Here is a 17,419-nt window from a genome sequence, read left to right as displayed (position 1 = left end):
TATACCTTAAATATTAACAAGGATAGAAGTATCCCCAAGTGGGATAACTTGTATCCCAACTAGAGCTTGTTTAGTATTAGAAAAGCTTTAAAATTGCTACAATAAAGCCACCAAGAGCAATTTGCGCTCTTACAAACTCTTTTGCAAGGATTCTAAATATGAGATTTTAGTATCAAAGCAATGCAAATGGTATATCAATACAATTGGCATTGCATAAGAGTTCTTGTAAAATTATTGCTTAACTATTTATTGTTTTGCATTTCTATCCATTTTTGGGCAATTCTCACAGCATTGGTTGCCGCCCCTACACGAAGTTGGTCAGCTACACACCAAAGGTGTAGAATCTTTTTATCATAATTATCCACACGCACTCTACCCACATAAGTATCATCAGTATCCGTAGCAAGAATAGGCATAGGATATTTGCTGTCTTCTGGATTATCTATAAGAATCAAAGAGGGTGCTTGTTTTAACACCTTTTGAGCTTCTTCCTTGCTAACTTCTTGTTCAAACCTTATCGTAATGGATTCACTATGGCTACGTAAAATAGGCACACGAACACAAGTAGCACTTACCTCAAAATCGCTATGCATAATCTTGTTTGTCTCATTGACCATTTTCATTTCTTCTTTAGTGTAATCATTTTCTAAAAACACATCAATTTGTGGGATAAGATTTAAGGCTATGCGATGAGGAAATGCTTTACTCTCACAAGAATCCAAACTAAAATCAAAGAATTTTTGCATTTGTATCACTAATTCTTCCATCCCCTTTTTACCCGCACCAGAGACTGCTTGATAAGTACTAACATCTACGCGTTTAATCCCAAAGGCTTTATGCAAAGGGGCTAAAACCTGAACCATTTGGATAGTAGAACAATTAGGGTTTGCAATAATTCCTGTTTTCTCCCATAATGCAATGTCCTGAGGATTAACTTCAGGCACAACTAAAGGCACATCTTTTTGCATTCTAAAATAACTCGTATTATCAATCACTACCGCACCAGATTTAGCCGCACTTGGAGCAAATTCTGCACTCACACTACCCCCTGCAGAAAAAAATGCAATTTCCACCTTTTGCTCTTTAAACACCTTATGGGTAAGCTCTTGTATGGGATAATTCTTACCCCTATATTCTATTTCCTTACCCACACTTCTAGCACTTGCTAAAGGAACAAGCTCTGCAATAGGAAAATCCCTCTCTTCTAATATCCTAAAAAACTCTTCACCTACTGCCCCTGTTGCACCTACCACAGCCACATTATACTTTTTCATTGCTTTCCTCCATTTAGAGTTTAATTTTATATTGTTCCATTTTCTGCATCAAAGATTCTTTTTTCATTCCCAAAAGAGAAGCTACTTTATCAATATCTGAATCACAATCCTTTAAAGCTTCATAAAGCAACTCTTCTTCTAAATTGGCAATCTTCTTTGCTCCGCCACTCTCCCTTGAGCTTAAAAACAAATCTTCTGGCATAATGGTATCTTCTTCGCACAAAATAGCCGCCCTCTCGACAACAGATAAAAGCTCTCTAATATTACCTGGCCAACTATAAGCTAAAAGCTGCTCCTTTGCACCCCTACCCCACTTTTTCTTCCCTATACCATATTGCAAATCTACTTGCTCTAATTTCCACTCACAAAGCGGAATAATCTCTTCCTCCCTTTCTCTTAATGGAGGAATATGCACAGGGATAGTTTGTAGCCTAAAAAATAAATCTTCTCTAAATTCCCCTTGCTTAATCTTCTTTTGAATATCTGCATTAGTTGCTGCAATAAATCGAATATCTACTTTAAGAGGCTTACTGCTCCCAAGCCTAACAACCTCCTTCTCTTGCAAAACTCTTAATAGCTTAGTTTGCAACACAGCTGGCATCTCCCCAATTTCATCTAAAAAAAGCGTTCCTCCATTGGCTACTTCAAATTTCCCTGATCTGCCCTCTGTGGCATCTGTAAAAGCACCTTTTTCATAGCCAAAAAGTTCAGATTCTAATAAATTCTCTGGAATAGCTGCCATATTAATAGCTACAAAAGGGGAGTTACTACGCAAAGAAGTTTGATGAATATAGTTTGCAAAGAGTTCTTTTCCTACACCGCTCTCCCCTAGAAGCAACATAGAAGCATCTGTCTTAGCTGCTTTATTCACAAGTTTTAGGACATTTTCTAATGCAGGTGAGGTAGTAACGAAACTTTGTTTTGATGAAGTGGTAGATTTTTTAGGGGTTTTAGCAATGATTTCTTGTGCTTTTTTAGCTCGTTTTATCGCCTCGACTAAAGTCTCAACTTCAAAAGGTTTTGTCAAAAAGTCCTTTACCCCTAAACGGATAGAATCAATAGCCTTATTTAAAGTTGCATTCCCTGTAATAATCAAAGCTTCATAACGACCATTGAGGATTTTTAAAAATTCTAATCCATCCATTTGGGGCATATTAATATCTGTAATAATTAAATCAATAGAATCATCAAGTTTTTTTAAGGCATCTTTTGCACTTTTAAAGCTTATCACTTCAAATTCTTTATACTCCCCTAAAGCAATTTCTAAAGACTTTCTCATATTAATATCATCTTCTACAATGGCTAACTTCATCTCATCTCCTTATTCTTAAGCGCATAAATAGTTGCAATCCCATTTTCAAATTCTATTTGAATGCGCATTGGGGGTATCCATAAAAAGGTTGTAGATTGACTTTGTAAATACTTAGTTTCTGTTCTATCCTCTAACTTAATGCCCCAAGTAAAAAAACATTCTAAAATCTCTTCTTTATAATCTTTTAAAAATTCTTTCTCACTCCTTGCCAAATGGGGGATTTCACATTTTTTATAAGGATTCTTATCTTTCTTTAAAATCTTTGCCCCTATCATTGTAGGAGAAAAATAATACTTTTCTTTCAAAATTATGCCATTTTTCACGCCTAGTTGATAAGAAAAAATATATTCTGACGCATAAAATGGCAATGACGATAAAAAGAGGGCAAAAATAATCTTTTGCATTAGTCCTCTTTGCTATTTACTCCTAGTAAATTTACTTCTTCGTCATTCTCATCTAATTCTTTTTCTTCTTTGGGGCATCGTGCAATGGAAACTACTTTTTCATCATTAACATTAACAATAATTACCCCACTTGTAGCCCTACCTGCTTTACGAATACTTTGCATATCCACCCTAATCATCTTACCACTGCTTGTTAGCACCATTAAATCCATATTTTCATCAACATTAACAACCCCTACTAGCTTCCCTGTTTTTGGAGTAAGCTTCATAGCTATCACACCTTTACCACCTCTTTTGGTGATTCGGTATTCATTAGCTTCTGTTCTTTTTCCAATCCCCTTTTCGCTAACACTCAAAATTTCTTCATTTTCATTAGCAATAATAGTTGCGCCAATAACATAGTCTTTTGGCATTTTAAATTTAATAGCTGTAACCCCTCTTGCTGCGCGTCCAATCTCTCTAACATCTTCTACACCAAATCGCACACACATTCCCTCATAAGTAACGACTAAAATCTCTTTAATTTCTGAAGAAACAATTTTAGCCGTAACTAACTCATCATCATTGTCAAGATTAATAGCCTTAACCCCAACACTTCTTATATTTTTAAACTCACTTAAATTTGTGCGCTTAATAATTCCATTCTTTGTAAAAAAGGCTATGGATTTATCTTCATTAAAATCTTTTGTTGTAATAGTCGCCATAATTTTTTCATCAGGAGAGAGGTTAATAAGATTCACCACCGCCTTACCAATAGCGGTGCGACTTGCTTCTGGAATCTTATAAACTTTAAGCCAATAAAGCTGTCCTTTATTGGTAATAAACATAATCGTATCGTGAGTATCAGAAACAAAGAAACTTTCGATAAAATCATCATCGTGGGTATTCGCAGAGATTTTACCTTTTCCGCCACGATTTTGCTTCTCATAAGTTCTAACAGGAACACGCTTAACATAGCCCCTATGACTCATTGTAACGACTACGGATTCATTAGGGATTAAATCCTCCATATCAATGCTCTCATAATCTTCTTCAATAGCCGTTAATCGTTTCGTTGAAAACCTCTGTTTTATCTCTAATAATTCTTCTTTAATGATTTTGTTTAAGAGTTCCTCGCTTTTTAAAATAGAACTTAGGTATTCAATTTCTTTAAGTAATTCTTGGTATTCTTGTTCTATTTTATCCCTCTCTAAACCGGTTAATCGTTGCAAGCGCATTTCTAAAATAGCTTGGGCTTGAATCTCACTAAGATTAAATTCACCCATTAACCCTTCTTTAGCTACCTTAGAATCACTACTAGCACGGATAAGTGCAACAATAGCATCAATATGCTCTAGTGCAATCCTTAAACCCTCTAAAATATGCGCTCTAGCCTTTGCCCTTTCTAAATCAAAGATCGTTCGTCGGATAACAATACTTTTACGATGCGAAATAAATAAATGTAAAAGCTCTAAAAGGGTAAAAATCTTGGGTTCTTTATTATAAATAGCTAGAAGTATGATTCCAAAAGTGCTTTCCATAGGAGTGGATTTAAAGAGATGATTAAGGACAATTTCACTCATTGCCTCCCTTTTTAATTCAATAACAACCCTTATCCCCTCTCTATCAGACTCATCCCTCACTTCAGAAATGCCTTCAATAACCTTTTCTTTGGCAAGTTCAGCAATTTGCTCTACAAGTCTTGCCTTATTGACTTGATAGGGTATTTCATCAATGACAATAACATCTTTGGTTTTAGTTTTTTCAATATGGGTTTTGGCACGAATCTTAATTCTCCCCCTACCACTCTCATAAGCTTCGCGGATTCCATTTTTACCATAAATAATTCCACCTGTTGGAAAATCAGGTCCTTCGATAAACTCCAAAACTTCATTAAGTTCTGCCTTAGGATTGTCAATGATATAAACTAAAGCATCTACAATCTCATCTATTCTATGTGGAGGAATATTTGTCGCCATTCCTACAGCAATTCCATTAGAGCCATTAACTAAAAGATTAGGAAGACGACTTGGTAAAATATCAGGCTCTCTTAGGGTATCATCATAGTTAGAGAGAAAATCCACAGTCTCCTTATCAATATCCCGCAAAATTTCTTCTGAAGCTTGTGTCATCCTTGCTTCAGTATAACGCATAGCTGCGGCACTATCTCCATCAATGCTACCAAAATTCCCCTGCCCATCAACAAGCCTTAAACGCATAGAAAATTCTTGTGCCATTCTTACAAGCGCATCATAAACAGCAGTATCCCCGTGAGGATGGTATTTACCTATCACATCCCCTACTATCCTTGCAGATTTTTTATAAGCCACCCTAGAGGTTACTCCAAGCTCATACATTGCATAAAGTATTCTTCTATGGACGGGTTTTAAGCCATCTCTAGCATCAGGCAATGCCCGTCCTACAATAACACTCATAGAGTAATCAAGATAGCTCTCTTTAATAGAATCTTCAATATTAATGTTTTGGATATCTTGGTTTAGCAAATCAGACATTTATTTCCTTTAAAAATATAAAAATCTGCCGGATTCTACCTTATTTTGCTTTAATCTTGCTAATTAGCATAACAATTCTCTTGCAGAGAAGGATATTCTTCAAAAATAGAAGTTTTCTTATTGACTTCGCACAAAAATTGCACAATCTTTTTAGCCTCCAAGATTGTTTTATGAGATTTTCCAGTGATAATTCCTATAAAAAAATCCTCAACAAAAAATTCCTTGCTATTTAGAAAAACAGGCATTCCCAAAAAACTTTCTTTTTGGATTTGCAATAAACTCATAAACTCTCCTAAAGGCATTGTTTTTCTTTGAAATTCTAACCAATCACCAATAACCATATAAGAGATATTAGAATTTTTATCAAGGGCAAATTCTTGGGTTTCTTCTAAGAGATTCAAGAAACTTTCTTTAAAAACAAGTGAGCGAAAATTTCCCTGCACCGGAAGAAGATTGCAATAAATATCTGTAAAAGTGGAGGGGACTAAAATAGCCAAATCTAAATTCATATCTAAAGCTAAAACTTTAGCATAACCCAAGCAAGTGATATGATCGCCTAAAACACTCCCATCATAGAGCAAAATATCTTCTATCTGGCTACTTCTATAAACATTTTGTGCGCTTGTAAGTATTAAACCATCATTAATAATAATGCCATAACCCTCTATTTCATTTTGCGTTCCAAAGTTCGAAACAATCTTTAATCCATACCTTAGCCAAGAAGGATACAAAGTCTCTGCATTAAGATTTATAACCAAGAAAAAAAGCAAAATAATCTTAGGCATTCTACTCCCCTTGCATTTAGAGTTTTAAAACCCAATACTACAATAACTTTCTTTAAATATCATTCCATATGTGGAGCTTAAAAATTCCTAAAATATTAGCAAAAATCACAAACTTTAGGATTTAATGAGTTTTTAGTCTATAATATCATCCTCATTCATAAAAATACCCTAGAAACTTATAAGGAGAATCCTATGGAAACTAAAGTATTTGATACCAGCAAAGAAGTTCTTGATAAATTGCAATTTGCTGTTATAAAAACACAAAAAGGCAATATGACCATTAAACTTTTTCCTAACGAAGCCCCAAATACTGTGGCAAACTTTGCTTCTTTAGCACAAAGTGGATTTTATGATAATCTTAACTTTCACCGCGTAATTTCTGGCTTTGTTGCACAAGGAGGTTGTCCTGAAGGCAGTGGGAGAGGAGGACCCGGATACACTATTGCGTGCGAATTAGAAAACAATCCCCATAGACACTTAAAAGGAACTCTCTCTATGGCACACGCTGGAAAAGATACCGGTGGAAGCCAATTTTTCATCTGCTTTGCTCCTCAACCTCATCTTGATGGAGAACATACTATCTTTGGGCAAATCGAAGATGAGCAAAGCTTGAAAGTCTTAGATTCTATTAGAGAGGGCGATATCATCGTAACTATTATCATCTAATGCAATCCCTCTAAACTTAGGCTGTTTTTAGAATAATAACCGCAAAGATAATAACGCAAATTCCAACCCACCCTATGGGTTTGAGTTTTTGTTTAAAAAAATACCATCCTCCAAGTGTTGTTCCCAAAATCCCTATACTTCCCCAAATTGTATAGGCTATGGCAAGCTTCATTCCCTCTAAACTTAACATCAAAAGATAAAACGCTAACCAAACTAACAAGATAGATAAAATCCCCCATTTAAGATTCTTAAACCCCTCAGACTTACTAAGCGCAAGATTTGCAAAAATATCCAAAATAGCCGCTAAAACAACATAAAGCAAATAAAGATTAAACATCACTACGATTCTCCCCAAGATTCACAAGCACAATTCCAACAATCGCTAAAGCCAATCCTATATATTCTTGTATCTTTAATTCTGCTCCAAATATAAAAATCGCAATAATTGTAATAAGGCTTAAACCTACAATCTCCCAAATTGCATACGCCACCCCCACATTAATTTTCTTTAGAGATAAAGACATACAATAATACGCAATGGCAATACTAATAAAAAGTATAGATAACACAAAGGCTTTATTATCTTCTTGCGAATAATTAACAATAGAAACACCAAATACTTCAGAAAAGATTGCCAACAATAAAAAAACCCAAGCCTTTAACATATACTACCTTTATACCCAAATGAAGTTATCAATAAATTACAAAATCCCAATTTTGCATAACTAATAAATCATAGCATAAAGGATAAATAAAACAAAAAATTGCTAAAATCCTTGCAATCATCAACTTTATATAAAGGCAATTATCCCTATGCAAATTATTCTGCCTAACTACCCTATTACCTTTGGTGCTTTACCAAATATCTCCCACAAGGGCAAAGTATTAATTATCACTAATCCAAAAATTGCGGGATTGCATCTACAATTCTTATTATCCAAACTCCAAGCGGATGAAATTTATTGCCTAAGTCTCCAAGATGGGGAATATTATAAAAATATGCAAAGTATAGAACTAATCTTAGAATCTGCTTTCAATCATCGCCTAGATAGGAACTCTTTAATGATTGCATTTGGCGGAGGGGTGATTGGTGATATGGTAGGCTTTGCTTCTGGAATCTTTATGCGCGGAATTGATTTTATCCAAATCCCTACCACATTTCTAGCACAAGTTGATTCTAGTGTTGGGGGTAAAACAGGTATCAATAACCAATTTGGTAAAAACCTTATTGGAGTTTTTCACCAACCCAAAGCCGTCTATATTGATACGCAATTTTTAAAAACACTCCCCAAAAGAGAATTTAATGCTGGAATAGCAGAAATCATCAAAATGGCAATTTGTTTTGATAAAGACTTTTTTACCTCACTTAAGACAATAAAATGGGAAGATTCTAAGAATCTTTTAGAATGTGTTTATAGAGCAGTCAATATCAAAGCTCAAGTAGTCAAAGAAGATGAAAAGGAGAGAGGAATTCGTGCTGCCTTAAATTATGGGCATACCTTTGGGCATATCATTGAAGCCCAAAGTGGTTATGGACATTATTTACACGGAGAGGCTATAAGCATTGGAATGGTTATGGCAAACACTTTAGCACTGCGTTTAAATCTCATCACCCAAAAACAATACGAAGAAATATTACAAATTCTTCAACAAAATAATCTTCCAACTACCTATGCCATTAAGGATATTTCTAGCTTTTATCAATCCTTCTTCTTGGACAAAAAAAGTATCAATAATACATTAAAATTCATCTTGCCAAAAGGAATAGGAGATTTTATCTTCAAAGAAGATGTCTCAAAAGACCTCTTAATAGAAATACTCAAGGAATTTCAATAATGAAGCTATTGTTTTATAGTTTTATTATTTTACTTAGCTACATTAATCTCTATGCACTTAGCAATGCAGAAGAAATAGAAATCATTCGACAAACAGAAAAAGAAATCCAAAGTATTAATAAAATATTAGATAACCCCAATAATCTTTGGCTTAAAAAATACTCTAATTATCAAGCCTACCAACAAGTGATTTTTAATATTACCAAACTTCAAGAAGAGATAATATCCTTACAATCACAACCAAAAACACTCGAAATACAAAGTCAGCTTATTAACTTAGAGAGGAATCTCAACACACTCAATCAGCAAAAAAATCTCTTAGAGATTTATAAAGATTCGCCTTTTATAGAATTAATCGAAAGCAGTAACTTAGGAGAAATCCCTAATGTAACTAATCCTATTTTAATCATTCAAGCTTTTTCTTATATCAAAAGAAGCAAGCAAGAAGTAGAGGCACTAAGGACTAATTATAAAACCCTAGAAGAAACTTTAGACAATCTTCGCAAAAAAGAGATTTTATTAAATACTCTCTTAAGCCGATTCAAAGATCCACAAACCCAAGAACAATTAAAGAAAATTTGCGCAAAAGATTATTGTCTATTTCACAACCCTCAATCAATCCTAAAGGCTCTGCAAGATAATGCAGAAATTATAAAAGTTTTAGAAACCACACAAAATATCTTCGCAACAACTTTTGGAATCTTCTCTAAAGAAACAGAAGAAAATGCAGAAAAGCTAAGAGGGCAAATTAAGGCACAAACACTCAAAGGAGTTTATATTGGTATTGCACTTTTAATCCTCATAGCTATCGCTATTTTTACAAAATTAGGGGTGCGTAAATATATCCATAATAATGAGAGGATTTATACAGCTAATAAGATTATTAATTTTTTAAATATTACTTTAATTCTTATGATATTGCTTTTTTCTTATTTAGATAATGTTAGCTATCTTGTAACAGTGCTTGGATTTGCATCTGCTGGTTTAGCTATTGCTATGAAAGATTTGTTTATGTCCATTTTAGGGTGGTTTGTTATTATCATTGGTGGAGCAGTCCATGCAGGGGATAGGATAAAGGTTATCAAAGATGGAGCTGTCTATGTGGGGGATGTTTTAGATATTTCTGTATTAAGAATTATCTTATATGAAGATGTTACCTTAACTTCCTATAAAGAAAATCGCCGAGCAGGAAGAGTTATATTTATTCCTAATAATTTCATCTTCACCACAATGTTTTCTAATTATAGTCATAGTGGTATGCAAACTGTATGGGATGGTATAGACTTTACTATAACCTTTCAATCAGACCACGCAAAGGCTTGCCATATCGCTAGAGAATGTGCTAGAAAATATGCCAAAGGCTATACAGAATCTACAAGAAAACAATTTAACAAATTAAGGAATCGCTACACTTTACGCAATATCAATGTTGAACCTCGTGTATATAGCTTCCTAGAACCAAATGGTATTAGAATCTCTGTATGGTATCTCACTAATTCCTTTGCAACTTTAGCACTCCGCAGCAATATTAGCGCAGAAATTATTAATGAAATTCTCAAAACCCAAGAGATTAAAATTGCCTATCCAAGCACCACTATTTATAGCGGGGATAAGAATACCCCTATAAGTGATGGCTCTATTCCTCCCATATCTATCCCTCCCACACAAGGAGATTTATGATAACTTACACTTCAACCAAACCTAAAGTATATTTTAAAACCTTTGGTTGTCGCACCAATCTCTTTGATACACAAGTTATGATTAACGCTTTAAGTGATTTTATACAAACCCCTTATGAAGAAGATAGTGATATTATCATCGTAAATTCTTGCACAGTAACCAATGGTGCAGATAGTGGTGTTAGGAATTATATTAATCGCCTCCAAAATGAGGGGAAAAGAATATATTTTACAGGCTGTGGAGTAAAGACTCAAGGGGAATCACTCTTGCAAAAAGGACTTGTATTTGGAGTATTTGGACATTCTTTTAAGGAGCAAATCAACGACCTTCTTAAGCAATCACAAGGCTTTTATTTACAAGATGATTTAGAAAATCTTGATTCGACTATTATTACAGACTTTATTGGCAAAAGTCGCGCCTTTATTAAAATCCAAGAAGGTTGTAACTTTGCTTGTAGCTACTGCATTATTCCTAGCGTTCGTGGAAAGGCTAGAAGCTTTAGTAAAGAAAAAATCCTACAACAAATCACTACTCTTTGCCAAAAGGGTTTTAGTGAATTTATCCTAACAGGGACTAATATGGGAAGCTGGGGTATAGAATCCCAACAAAGCATTACTGCACTATTACAAGATATTTGCCAAATTAATGAAGTAAAGCGTCTAAGATTAGGAAGCTTAGAACCCTCACAAATTGATGAAACCTTCCTTGAAATACTCGCCAATCCCAAAATAGAGCGGCATTTACATATTGCCTTGCAACATACTTCTCCTTTTATGCTAAAACTTATGAATCGCCAAAACACTTACCAAAAAGATTATCTACTTTTTAAAAAGCTCTCTAAAATGGGCTTTGCCTTAGGTAGCGACTATATCATAGGGCATCCACAAGAATCCCAAGACATTTGGGAAGAGGCATTAAAAAACTTCAAAGAACTACCGCTCACCCATTTACATAGCTTTATATATAGCCCAAGAGATGGGACAGCATCAAGCAAACTTAAACCAGATGTCGCAGGAAATATTGCTAAAGAGCGTCAAAAACAACTTGAAGAGATTGTGGCAAATAATAATCTTGCTATGCGTAAAAAGCTCCAACAATCTAATTCTCCTCTTAATATTTTAATAGAATCCCAAAAAACCCTAGACAATCAAACCTTTTATAGCGGATTAGACCAATATTATAATCGGATTGATATTACCTCTAAAACGCCCATTCCTAAAGATTCTTGGATACAAATTACAAATTTTATAGCAAAAAAGGACAAAAATTATGCACAAATCTAAATATCTGATTTTTGGAATCTGTCTTTTTATTAGTGCATTAATTTTATTGGCAATTCTATCTCTAAAAGATAATGCTACGCTCATTAGTAATTCGGAGTTGCATTATCTAATGCAAGATTCTCTCCCAAATTCTGCCAAAATAAAAGGGGATTATTTATTTTTTAAAATCAATCATCAATCCTATAAAATCGCCAAAGATAGCGTAGATCTTAAGGGTTTTGGAGAGAAGATTCCCATAGAGATTACTACAAATTCTACTTTTTTAGAAAATTTAGATTTTATTGTATTTATTGGAGTCATTGTTATTTGCTTACTTTTATTCGCTAAAAATCCTCAATATTTTAAAAAACCTAGCAAAAATATCTCCTTAAAAGATATTCAAAATATTCAGACTCTAAACCACGAAATTAACGAAAGTTTTGATTTAGCGAAAATAAAATCCACACAATCAAATATTACTTTTGAAGATGTTGCTGGCATTAGTGAAGCCAAAGAAGAATTAGAAGAAATTATTGATTATCTAAAATCTCCACAAAAATACCAAAACTTTGGCGTAAAGCTCCCAAAGGGAGTGCTTCTAATAGGACCTCCCGGAGTTGGTAAAACATTAATTGCTAGAGCATTAGCAGGGGAAGCTGGTGTGCCATTTTTTTACCAAAGCGGTGCAAGCTTTGTGCAAATTTATGTGGGTATGGGGGCAAAAAGAGTAAGAGATTTATTCACCAAAGCCAAGCTTAACGCACCTTCTATTATTTTTATCGATGAAATTGATGCGGTAGGAAAAGCAAGAGGTGGTATGCGCAATGACGAACGCGAAGCAACACTTAACCAACTTTTAACAGAAATGGATGGCTTTGAAGACAGCAAGGGCGTTATAGTTATTGGAGCAACAAATAATATCGATTCAATGGATGAAGCATTGCTAAGAAGTGGAAGATTTGATAGAAGAATATTTGTTGAATTACCAAACTTGCAAGAAAGGATTAAAATCTTAAAAGTGCATTGTAGGGATAAAAATTATGATTTTAATTTAGAAGAAATAGCAAGACTATGCGTAGGTTTTAGCGGAGCTGGTATTGCCTCACTCATTAATGAAGCGGCACTTAATGCGATTAAACGCAATTCTACATCCATCCAAAAAGAAGATATTTTAAGTGTGCGTGATAAGGTGATGATAGGGGTGAAGAAAAAACTAAGCTTTAACGAAAAAGAAAAAGAAATTCTAGCTTTTTATCAAGCGGCAAAAGCCTTTAGTGCTTATCACTTAGAGATACCCTTTGAAAAAGCCACTTTGATGAGTGATGGTTTAAAATACCTTGATAAAGAATTTTCAAGTAAAAATGAATTAGAAAACCAAATCAAGGTGCATCTCTCTGGAATTGCGGCGTTAAAACTGCTCTATGATGAATACTATTCACACTCCAAAGAAGACTTAAATATCGCAAAAAATATCGCAAAAAAAATGGTTGAATCTTATGGAATGGGGGAATACCTTATAGGAAGCGAAGAAGATATTTTAAAAATCTTAGAAAATTGCAAGATAGAGCGGATAGAGTTTTTTAAAAATTATCAAAACCTCCTCAATGCTATCCAAAAAAAACTTTTACAAAATGAAAAATTAGAATACCAAGAAATCGGGGAATTAATCCATGCAACCCTTTAAAAGTTTTGGCACACATAAACTCTTATCCCAAGCCCCTAAAGAACTTTTAACACACTTTAGCGTTGTTGGGGTAAAAAAGCATTGCTCATACGCAATAGACTATTCCTATAAAACCCTAAAGCAACACAAAAGAATCCAGACTTTAACCCTTATATTCCCTTCTTTACTATCACAAAAAGAGCTAAAGACCCTCTATAATATTCAAAAATTTGGTTGCAAAATTTATTTTTTCACAAGAAAAAAAGATTTGAGTTTTGAAGATTCTAAAATCTTAAGCCAAGTAGGAATTTTACTCTATTACAACCAATAACTTAAACAAATATTTCTAGCCCAAAACAATAACGGGTATCCTATCACCCTTAAGCCTATTACCCTCTAAAACCGCTAATCCCATCCTAGCATCATCTAAAGGACAAAAATTATTTAAAATTGCACTTTGAAAACTCTTTTTACCTTCAAAATCTATAAAAAACTGACCCCCTTCATTCCTGATATTGCATACTCTAAATTCTAATCTTTCATCCCCTTTTTGCACATCTTCTTTAAGTGTAACTTCTAAAATATTTTCTCTACAAAGCACCCCGCAAAGCTTCCCTAAAATTTCTTTTACAAAAAGTTCAAAAGTAACCAAAGTAGAATTAGGGAATCCCGGCAAACCAAAAAATTGCTTTTGATGAAAATGAGCATAAATAATATGTTGTCCGGGCTTAATCCTCACTCCTTTAAAAACAACTTCATCACTCCATTGCTTAGAAATAGCTTGGATAAAGTCATAATCCCCAACACTAGCCCCGCCTGTTGATACCACCAAATCACACTCCTCCAAAGCCTCTTTTAAACAATCTTGTATGCTAGATTTTTCATCTTTTAAAATAGGATAAAGCTTTGGGTTTCCTCCATTTTCTTTTATTTTGGCATAAAGGAGATGCCCATTAGCATTATAGAGGGTATTAGGATTACTCTTAGACTCTCCAATCTCTAAAATCTCATTACCACTGACTAAAATCCCTACTTTTGGCTTCTCAAAAACCTCTACAAAGACTTGATTTAAACTTGCAAGAAGCCCAATATGAATAGCATTTAATTTCGTTCCTTGACTTAAGAGCTTCTCGCCTTTTTTATAATTATCACCAACTTTTCTTATAAATTCCCCTATTTTAGGAAATTCATTCACCTCTAAATATTCTCCATTAATATTTGTATTTTCAAAAGGGACTAATATATCAGCACCTTTAGGCATTGCCGCACCTGTTAAAGTCTTTATAGCATAGGGTTTAGTAAGTGGCAATTCTATGCTCTCTTGATTACCTGCTGGATTTTCGCTAAATATTTTAAAAACCCCCTTACTCTCCCCTATCATTGTAGAACTTAACGCATACCCGTCCATATTTGATAGTGCAACCTCTGGCATATCCTCACTAGCAAAAATATCTTTGGCTAAAACCCTCCCTAAAGATTCATACAAAAAAACCCTCTCTAAACCTTTTGGAGAAATTTTTTGATTTTGTAATATCTCCTTTGCCCTTGCATAAGTAATTTTCTCTTCCATAAAACTCCTTAGAGCAAATGCCCCATTTTTTCTTTTTTGACCTTCAAATAACGCATATTATGCTGGTTGCATTGGATAATAATTGGCTCTCTTTGAATCTCTACCATTTGTTTAAAAGCCTCTATTTTCTTAGGATTATTTGTAAGGAGGCGAATTTGCTTGAGATGATAAAAATCAAAGATAAACTTCACAACAGAATAATCCCTCTCATCTTCTTTAAAGCCTAATTCTAAGTTTGCCTCTATGGTATCTAAACCCTTATCTTGCAAAGCATAAGCATTTACTTTATTAAAAAGCCCGATACCTCTACCCTCTTGACGCAGATAAATTACCATTCCTTGCTCTTGGGCTATCTTTTTTAAAGCCATTTCTAGCTCACTACCGCAATCACATTTTAAACTCTGAAGTGCATCACCTGTTAAGCATTCAGAATGCACTCTAACAAGTGGATTCTTAGGAAGTTCCTCACTTTTTATTACAAGATGATCCAAGCAATAAACCTCATCCCCAACTTTCTTTTTCTCCCTAAAAGATCGAATTTTAAAAACTCCAAATCTTGTTGGTAAATTAGCCTCTTTAGAAACTTCTATTAACTGCATTTTGTTCCTTATTTAATAAATATTCTTCTATCTTTTTTAAATCCTCTGGAGTATCAACGCCAAAAGACTTACTCTTAACCTTTGCCATTATAATACATTTTCCATACTCTAAAGCCCTCAATTGCTCAAGTTTTTCTATTTCCTCTAAGATAGATTTTGGGAGATTACAAAACTCTTGCAAACTTTTCCCGCTAAAAGCATAAATCCCTAAATGTCCCCAATAAGTCCCTGTAATATCAGATATTTTATCCTCCCTATCATAAGGAATAGAAGAGCGTGAAAAATAAAGTGCCTCATTAGAAGCATTTAAAACAACTTTCACAAGATTACAATCCTTAGCTTCTTCCTTGCTAATAGCTCTAGCACAACTTCCCATAAAAGGTAGCTCGCCATTACACTTAGCTTTCTCTTCCATAAGATTTTTTAAACTTTGTATGACTTCTTTTTCGATAAGAGGCTCATCGCCTTGCAAATTAATAATAATTTCATCCTCTGCTAAATCCAAGATTCTAGCACACTCGGCTATCCTATCTGTCCCGCTATCGTGATTTTTAGCCGTTAAAATAGCTTCAAATCCATAGTCTTTGCAAACTTTTCTCACCTCTTCTTCATCTGTTGCAATAACAACCCTATCAATCTCTTGAGCAATCCTTGCTACACGAATAACCATAGGAATTCCCCCAATGGGAATTAAAACCTTATTAGGGAAGCGGGTAGATTTTAATCTTGCTGGAATAATAATCATATAAAACCTATTTTAGGGGAGTAAAGTGCGAACTCTAACACATAAAGACTAAAAACAAAATAATTTACAATATTGAAGTTTGGTAAAAATCTTTATACCAAGCCACGAAATTTGCTATCCCGACTTTTATAGGAGTATTAGGTTTATACCCAAGTTCATCTACTAAATCACTAACATCTGCATAAGTTGCAGGAACATCGCCTAACTGCAAAGGAAGCATATTTTTCTTTGCTTCTTTCCCGAGCTCTTTTTCTAAGGTTTCTATAAAGTCCATTAATTTTACAGGGTGATTATTGCCTATATTATAGATTTTATAAGGGGCTTTAGAACTATGTGGATTTGGATTCTTAGGATCCCAAGCAAGATTAGATTGAGGTATATGATCTAATACCCTAACCACACCCTCTACAATATCATCAATATAAGTAAAATCCCTTAACATTTCCCCATAATTAAAGACATCTATTGCCTCTCCTTCTAAAATAGACCTTGTAAAAAGAAATAATGCCATATCCGGACGACCCCAAGGACCATAAACCGTAAAAAACCTCAAACCTGTCGTGGGAAGATTAAACAAATAAGAATAAGTATGTGCCATAAGCTCATTACTCTTTTTACTAGCTGCATAAAGGCTAATAGGATGATCAATATTATCACTAGTGCTAAAAGGCATTTTTTCATTCAATCCATACACAGAAGAGCTAGAGGCATAAGCTAAATGTTTAATCCCATAATGCCTACAACATTCTAAAATATTCATAAATCCTACGATATTACTTTGGATATAAGCATCAGGATTAAGCAGTGAATAACGAACTCCCGCTTGTGCTGCAAGATTACAAACTTTATCAAATTTCTCGTTTTCAAAAAGCTTTAAAAGATTTTCTTTGTCTTCTAAATTTAATTGGATAAAGCGATAATTGGGGTATTCTTTACTTGGTATTAAAGTATTATATCTAAGCAATTCCTGTGGTATTCCAGCCCTTTGCAACCTGCCATATTTGATAGCCACATCATAATAATCATTAATGCTATCTAATCCTACAACCTCATCACCCCTTTGCAAAAGTCTTAATGCCAAAAATGAGCCAATAAACCCTGCACTTCCTGTAACTAAAAATTTCATTTTTAC

At 34.2% G+C, this 17,419-nt stretch carries 17 protein-coding genes; 6 read left to right on the top strand and 11 right to left on the bottom strand.

Annotated features, from left to right (window positions below):
* Nucleotides 1-242: 242 nt before the first annotated feature.
* Genes C6H18_RS07835 through C6H18_RS07815 form a run of 5 tightly spaced genes read right to left on the bottom strand, consistent with a single transcriptional unit; the run spans nt 243 to nt 6,267 of the window.
* Nucleotides 243-1,274, bottom strand: coding sequence for an aspartate-semialdehyde dehydrogenase (locus tag C6H18_RS07835; protein ID WP_104722550.1), 1,032 nt, complete (start codon nt 1,272-1,274; stop codon nt 243-245).
* A 13-nt stretch (nt 1,275-1,287) separates the two neighbouring features.
* Complete coding sequence (locus C6H18_RS07830) at nt 1,288-2,586, bottom strand: sigma-54-dependent transcriptional regulator (protein WP_104722549.1); 1,299 nt, start codon at nt 2,584-2,586, stop codon at nt 1,288-1,290.
* On the bottom strand, nt 2,583-2,990 hold the full coding sequence (locus C6H18_RS07825; RefSeq protein ID WP_104722548.1) for a hypothetical protein: 408 nt from the start codon (nt 2,988-2,990) through the stop codon (nt 2,583-2,585). The genes C6H18_RS07830 and C6H18_RS07825 overlap by 4 nt, the downstream gene beginning before the upstream one ends.
* Complete coding sequence (gene gyrA, locus C6H18_RS07820; protein WP_104722547.1) at nt 2,990-5,482, bottom strand: DNA gyrase subunit A; 2,493 nt, start codon at nt 5,480-5,482, stop codon at nt 2,990-2,992. The genes C6H18_RS07825 and gyrA overlap by 1 nt, the downstream gene beginning before the upstream one ends.
* A 59-nt stretch (nt 5,483-5,541) precedes the next feature.
* The gene (locus C6H18_RS07815) at nt 5,542-6,267 is read right to left on the bottom strand and encodes a hypothetical protein (protein WP_104722546.1); all 726 of its coding nucleotides are present in this window, start codon (nt 6,265-6,267) and stop codon (nt 5,542-5,544) included.
* Between the two features lie 192 nt (nt 6,268-6,459).
* On the opposite strand from C6H18_RS07815, the gene C6H18_RS07810 reads away from it, so the two are divergent.
* Entirely contained in the window at nt 6,460-6,933 is a 474-nt protein-coding gene (locus tag C6H18_RS07810) for a peptidylprolyl isomerase (RefSeq protein WP_104722545.1), read from the top strand.
* A 16-nt stretch (nt 6,934-6,949) separates the two neighbouring features.
* On the opposite strand, the gene C6H18_RS07805 is transcribed toward C6H18_RS07810, so the two are convergent.
* Both C6H18_RS07805 and C6H18_RS07800 read right to left on the bottom strand, forming a co-directional pair.
* Nucleotides 6,950-7,270, bottom strand: a complete 321-nt coding sequence (locus tag C6H18_RS07805) for a DMT family transporter (RefSeq protein WP_104722544.1) — start codon at nt 7,268-7,270, stop codon at nt 6,950-6,952.
* Nucleotides 7,263-7,598, bottom strand: coding sequence for a DMT family transporter (locus C6H18_RS07800; RefSeq protein ID WP_104722543.1), 336 nt, complete (start codon nt 7,596-7,598; stop codon nt 7,263-7,265). Before C6H18_RS07800 ends, C6H18_RS07805 begins: the two co-directional genes overlap by 8 nt.
* Before the next feature lie 148 nt (nt 7,599-7,746).
* On the opposite strand from C6H18_RS07800, the gene aroB reads away from it, so the two are divergent.
* Genes aroB through C6H18_RS07775 form a run of 5 tightly spaced genes read left to right on the top strand, consistent with a single transcriptional unit; the run spans nt 7,747 to nt 13,704 of the window.
* A complete protein-coding gene (aroB, locus tag C6H18_RS07795) occupies nt 7,747-8,769 on the top strand; it encodes a 3-dehydroquinate synthase (protein WP_104722542.1) in 1,023 nt (340 codons plus the stop codon).
* A complete protein-coding gene (locus tag C6H18_RS07790) occupies nt 8,769-10,448 on the top strand; it encodes a mechanosensitive ion channel domain-containing protein (RefSeq protein WP_104722541.1) in 1,680 nt (559 codons plus the stop codon). The genes aroB and C6H18_RS07790 overlap by 1 nt, the downstream gene beginning before the upstream one ends.
* On the top strand, nt 10,445-11,731 hold the full coding sequence (gene mtaB / locus C6H18_RS07785; protein ID WP_104722540.1) for a tRNA (N(6)-L-threonylcarbamoyladenosine(37)-C(2))-methylthiotransferase MtaB: 1,287 nt from the start codon (nt 10,445-10,447) through the stop codon (nt 11,729-11,731). The genes C6H18_RS07790 and mtaB overlap by 4 nt, the downstream gene beginning before the upstream one ends.
* Nucleotides 11,718-13,394, top strand: coding sequence for an ATP-dependent metallopeptidase FtsH/Yme1/Tma family protein (locus C6H18_RS07780; protein ID WP_104722539.1), 1,677 nt, complete (start codon nt 11,718-11,720; stop codon nt 13,392-13,394). Before mtaB ends, C6H18_RS07780 begins: the two co-directional genes overlap by 14 nt.
* Nucleotides 13,381-13,704 carry a hypothetical protein gene (locus C6H18_RS07775; protein ID WP_104722538.1) on the top strand — a complete coding sequence of 108 codons (324 nt, stop codon included), beginning with the start codon at nt 13,381-13,383 and terminating at the stop codon, nt 13,702-13,704. The genes C6H18_RS07780 and C6H18_RS07775 overlap by 14 nt, the downstream gene beginning before the upstream one ends.
* 15 nt (nt 13,705-13,719) lie before the next feature.
* Here C6H18_RS07775 and C6H18_RS07770 read toward each other — a convergent pair whose 3' ends face one another.
* The 4 genes from C6H18_RS07770 to C6H18_RS07755 form a co-directional block, all read right to left on the bottom strand.
* Nucleotides 13,720-14,943, bottom strand: coding sequence for a molybdopterin molybdotransferase MoeA (locus C6H18_RS07770; protein ID WP_104722537.1), 1,224 nt, complete (start codon nt 14,941-14,943; stop codon nt 13,720-13,722).
* 8 nt (nt 14,944-14,951) lie between these two features.
* The gene (gene ribA / locus C6H18_RS07765; protein ID WP_104722536.1) at nt 14,952-15,542 is read right to left on the bottom strand and encodes a GTP cyclohydrolase II; all 591 of its coding nucleotides are present in this window, start codon (nt 15,540-15,542) and stop codon (nt 14,952-14,954) included.
* The gene (kdsB, locus tag C6H18_RS07760) at nt 15,520-16,287 is read right to left on the bottom strand and encodes a 3-deoxy-manno-octulosonate cytidylyltransferase (RefSeq protein WP_104722535.1); all 768 of its coding nucleotides are present in this window, start codon (nt 16,285-16,287) and stop codon (nt 15,520-15,522) included. The genes ribA and kdsB overlap by 23 nt, the downstream gene beginning before the upstream one ends.
* Nucleotides 16,288-16,351: 64 nt before the next feature.
* Nucleotides 16,352-17,413 carry an NAD-dependent epimerase gene (locus C6H18_RS07755; protein WP_104722534.1) on the bottom strand — a complete coding sequence of 354 codons (1,062 nt, stop codon included), beginning with the start codon at nt 17,411-17,413 and terminating at the stop codon, nt 16,352-16,354.
* Nucleotides 17,414-17,419: the final 6 nt, after the last annotated feature.

Source organism: Helicobacter mesocricetorum, assembly GCF_900198605.1.
GTDB classification, from domain to species: Bacteria; Campylobacterota; Campylobacteria; order Campylobacterales; family Helicobacteraceae; genus Helicobacter_D; species Helicobacter_D mesocricetorum.
This window is presented reverse-complemented; position numbering and strand designations above follow the sequence as displayed.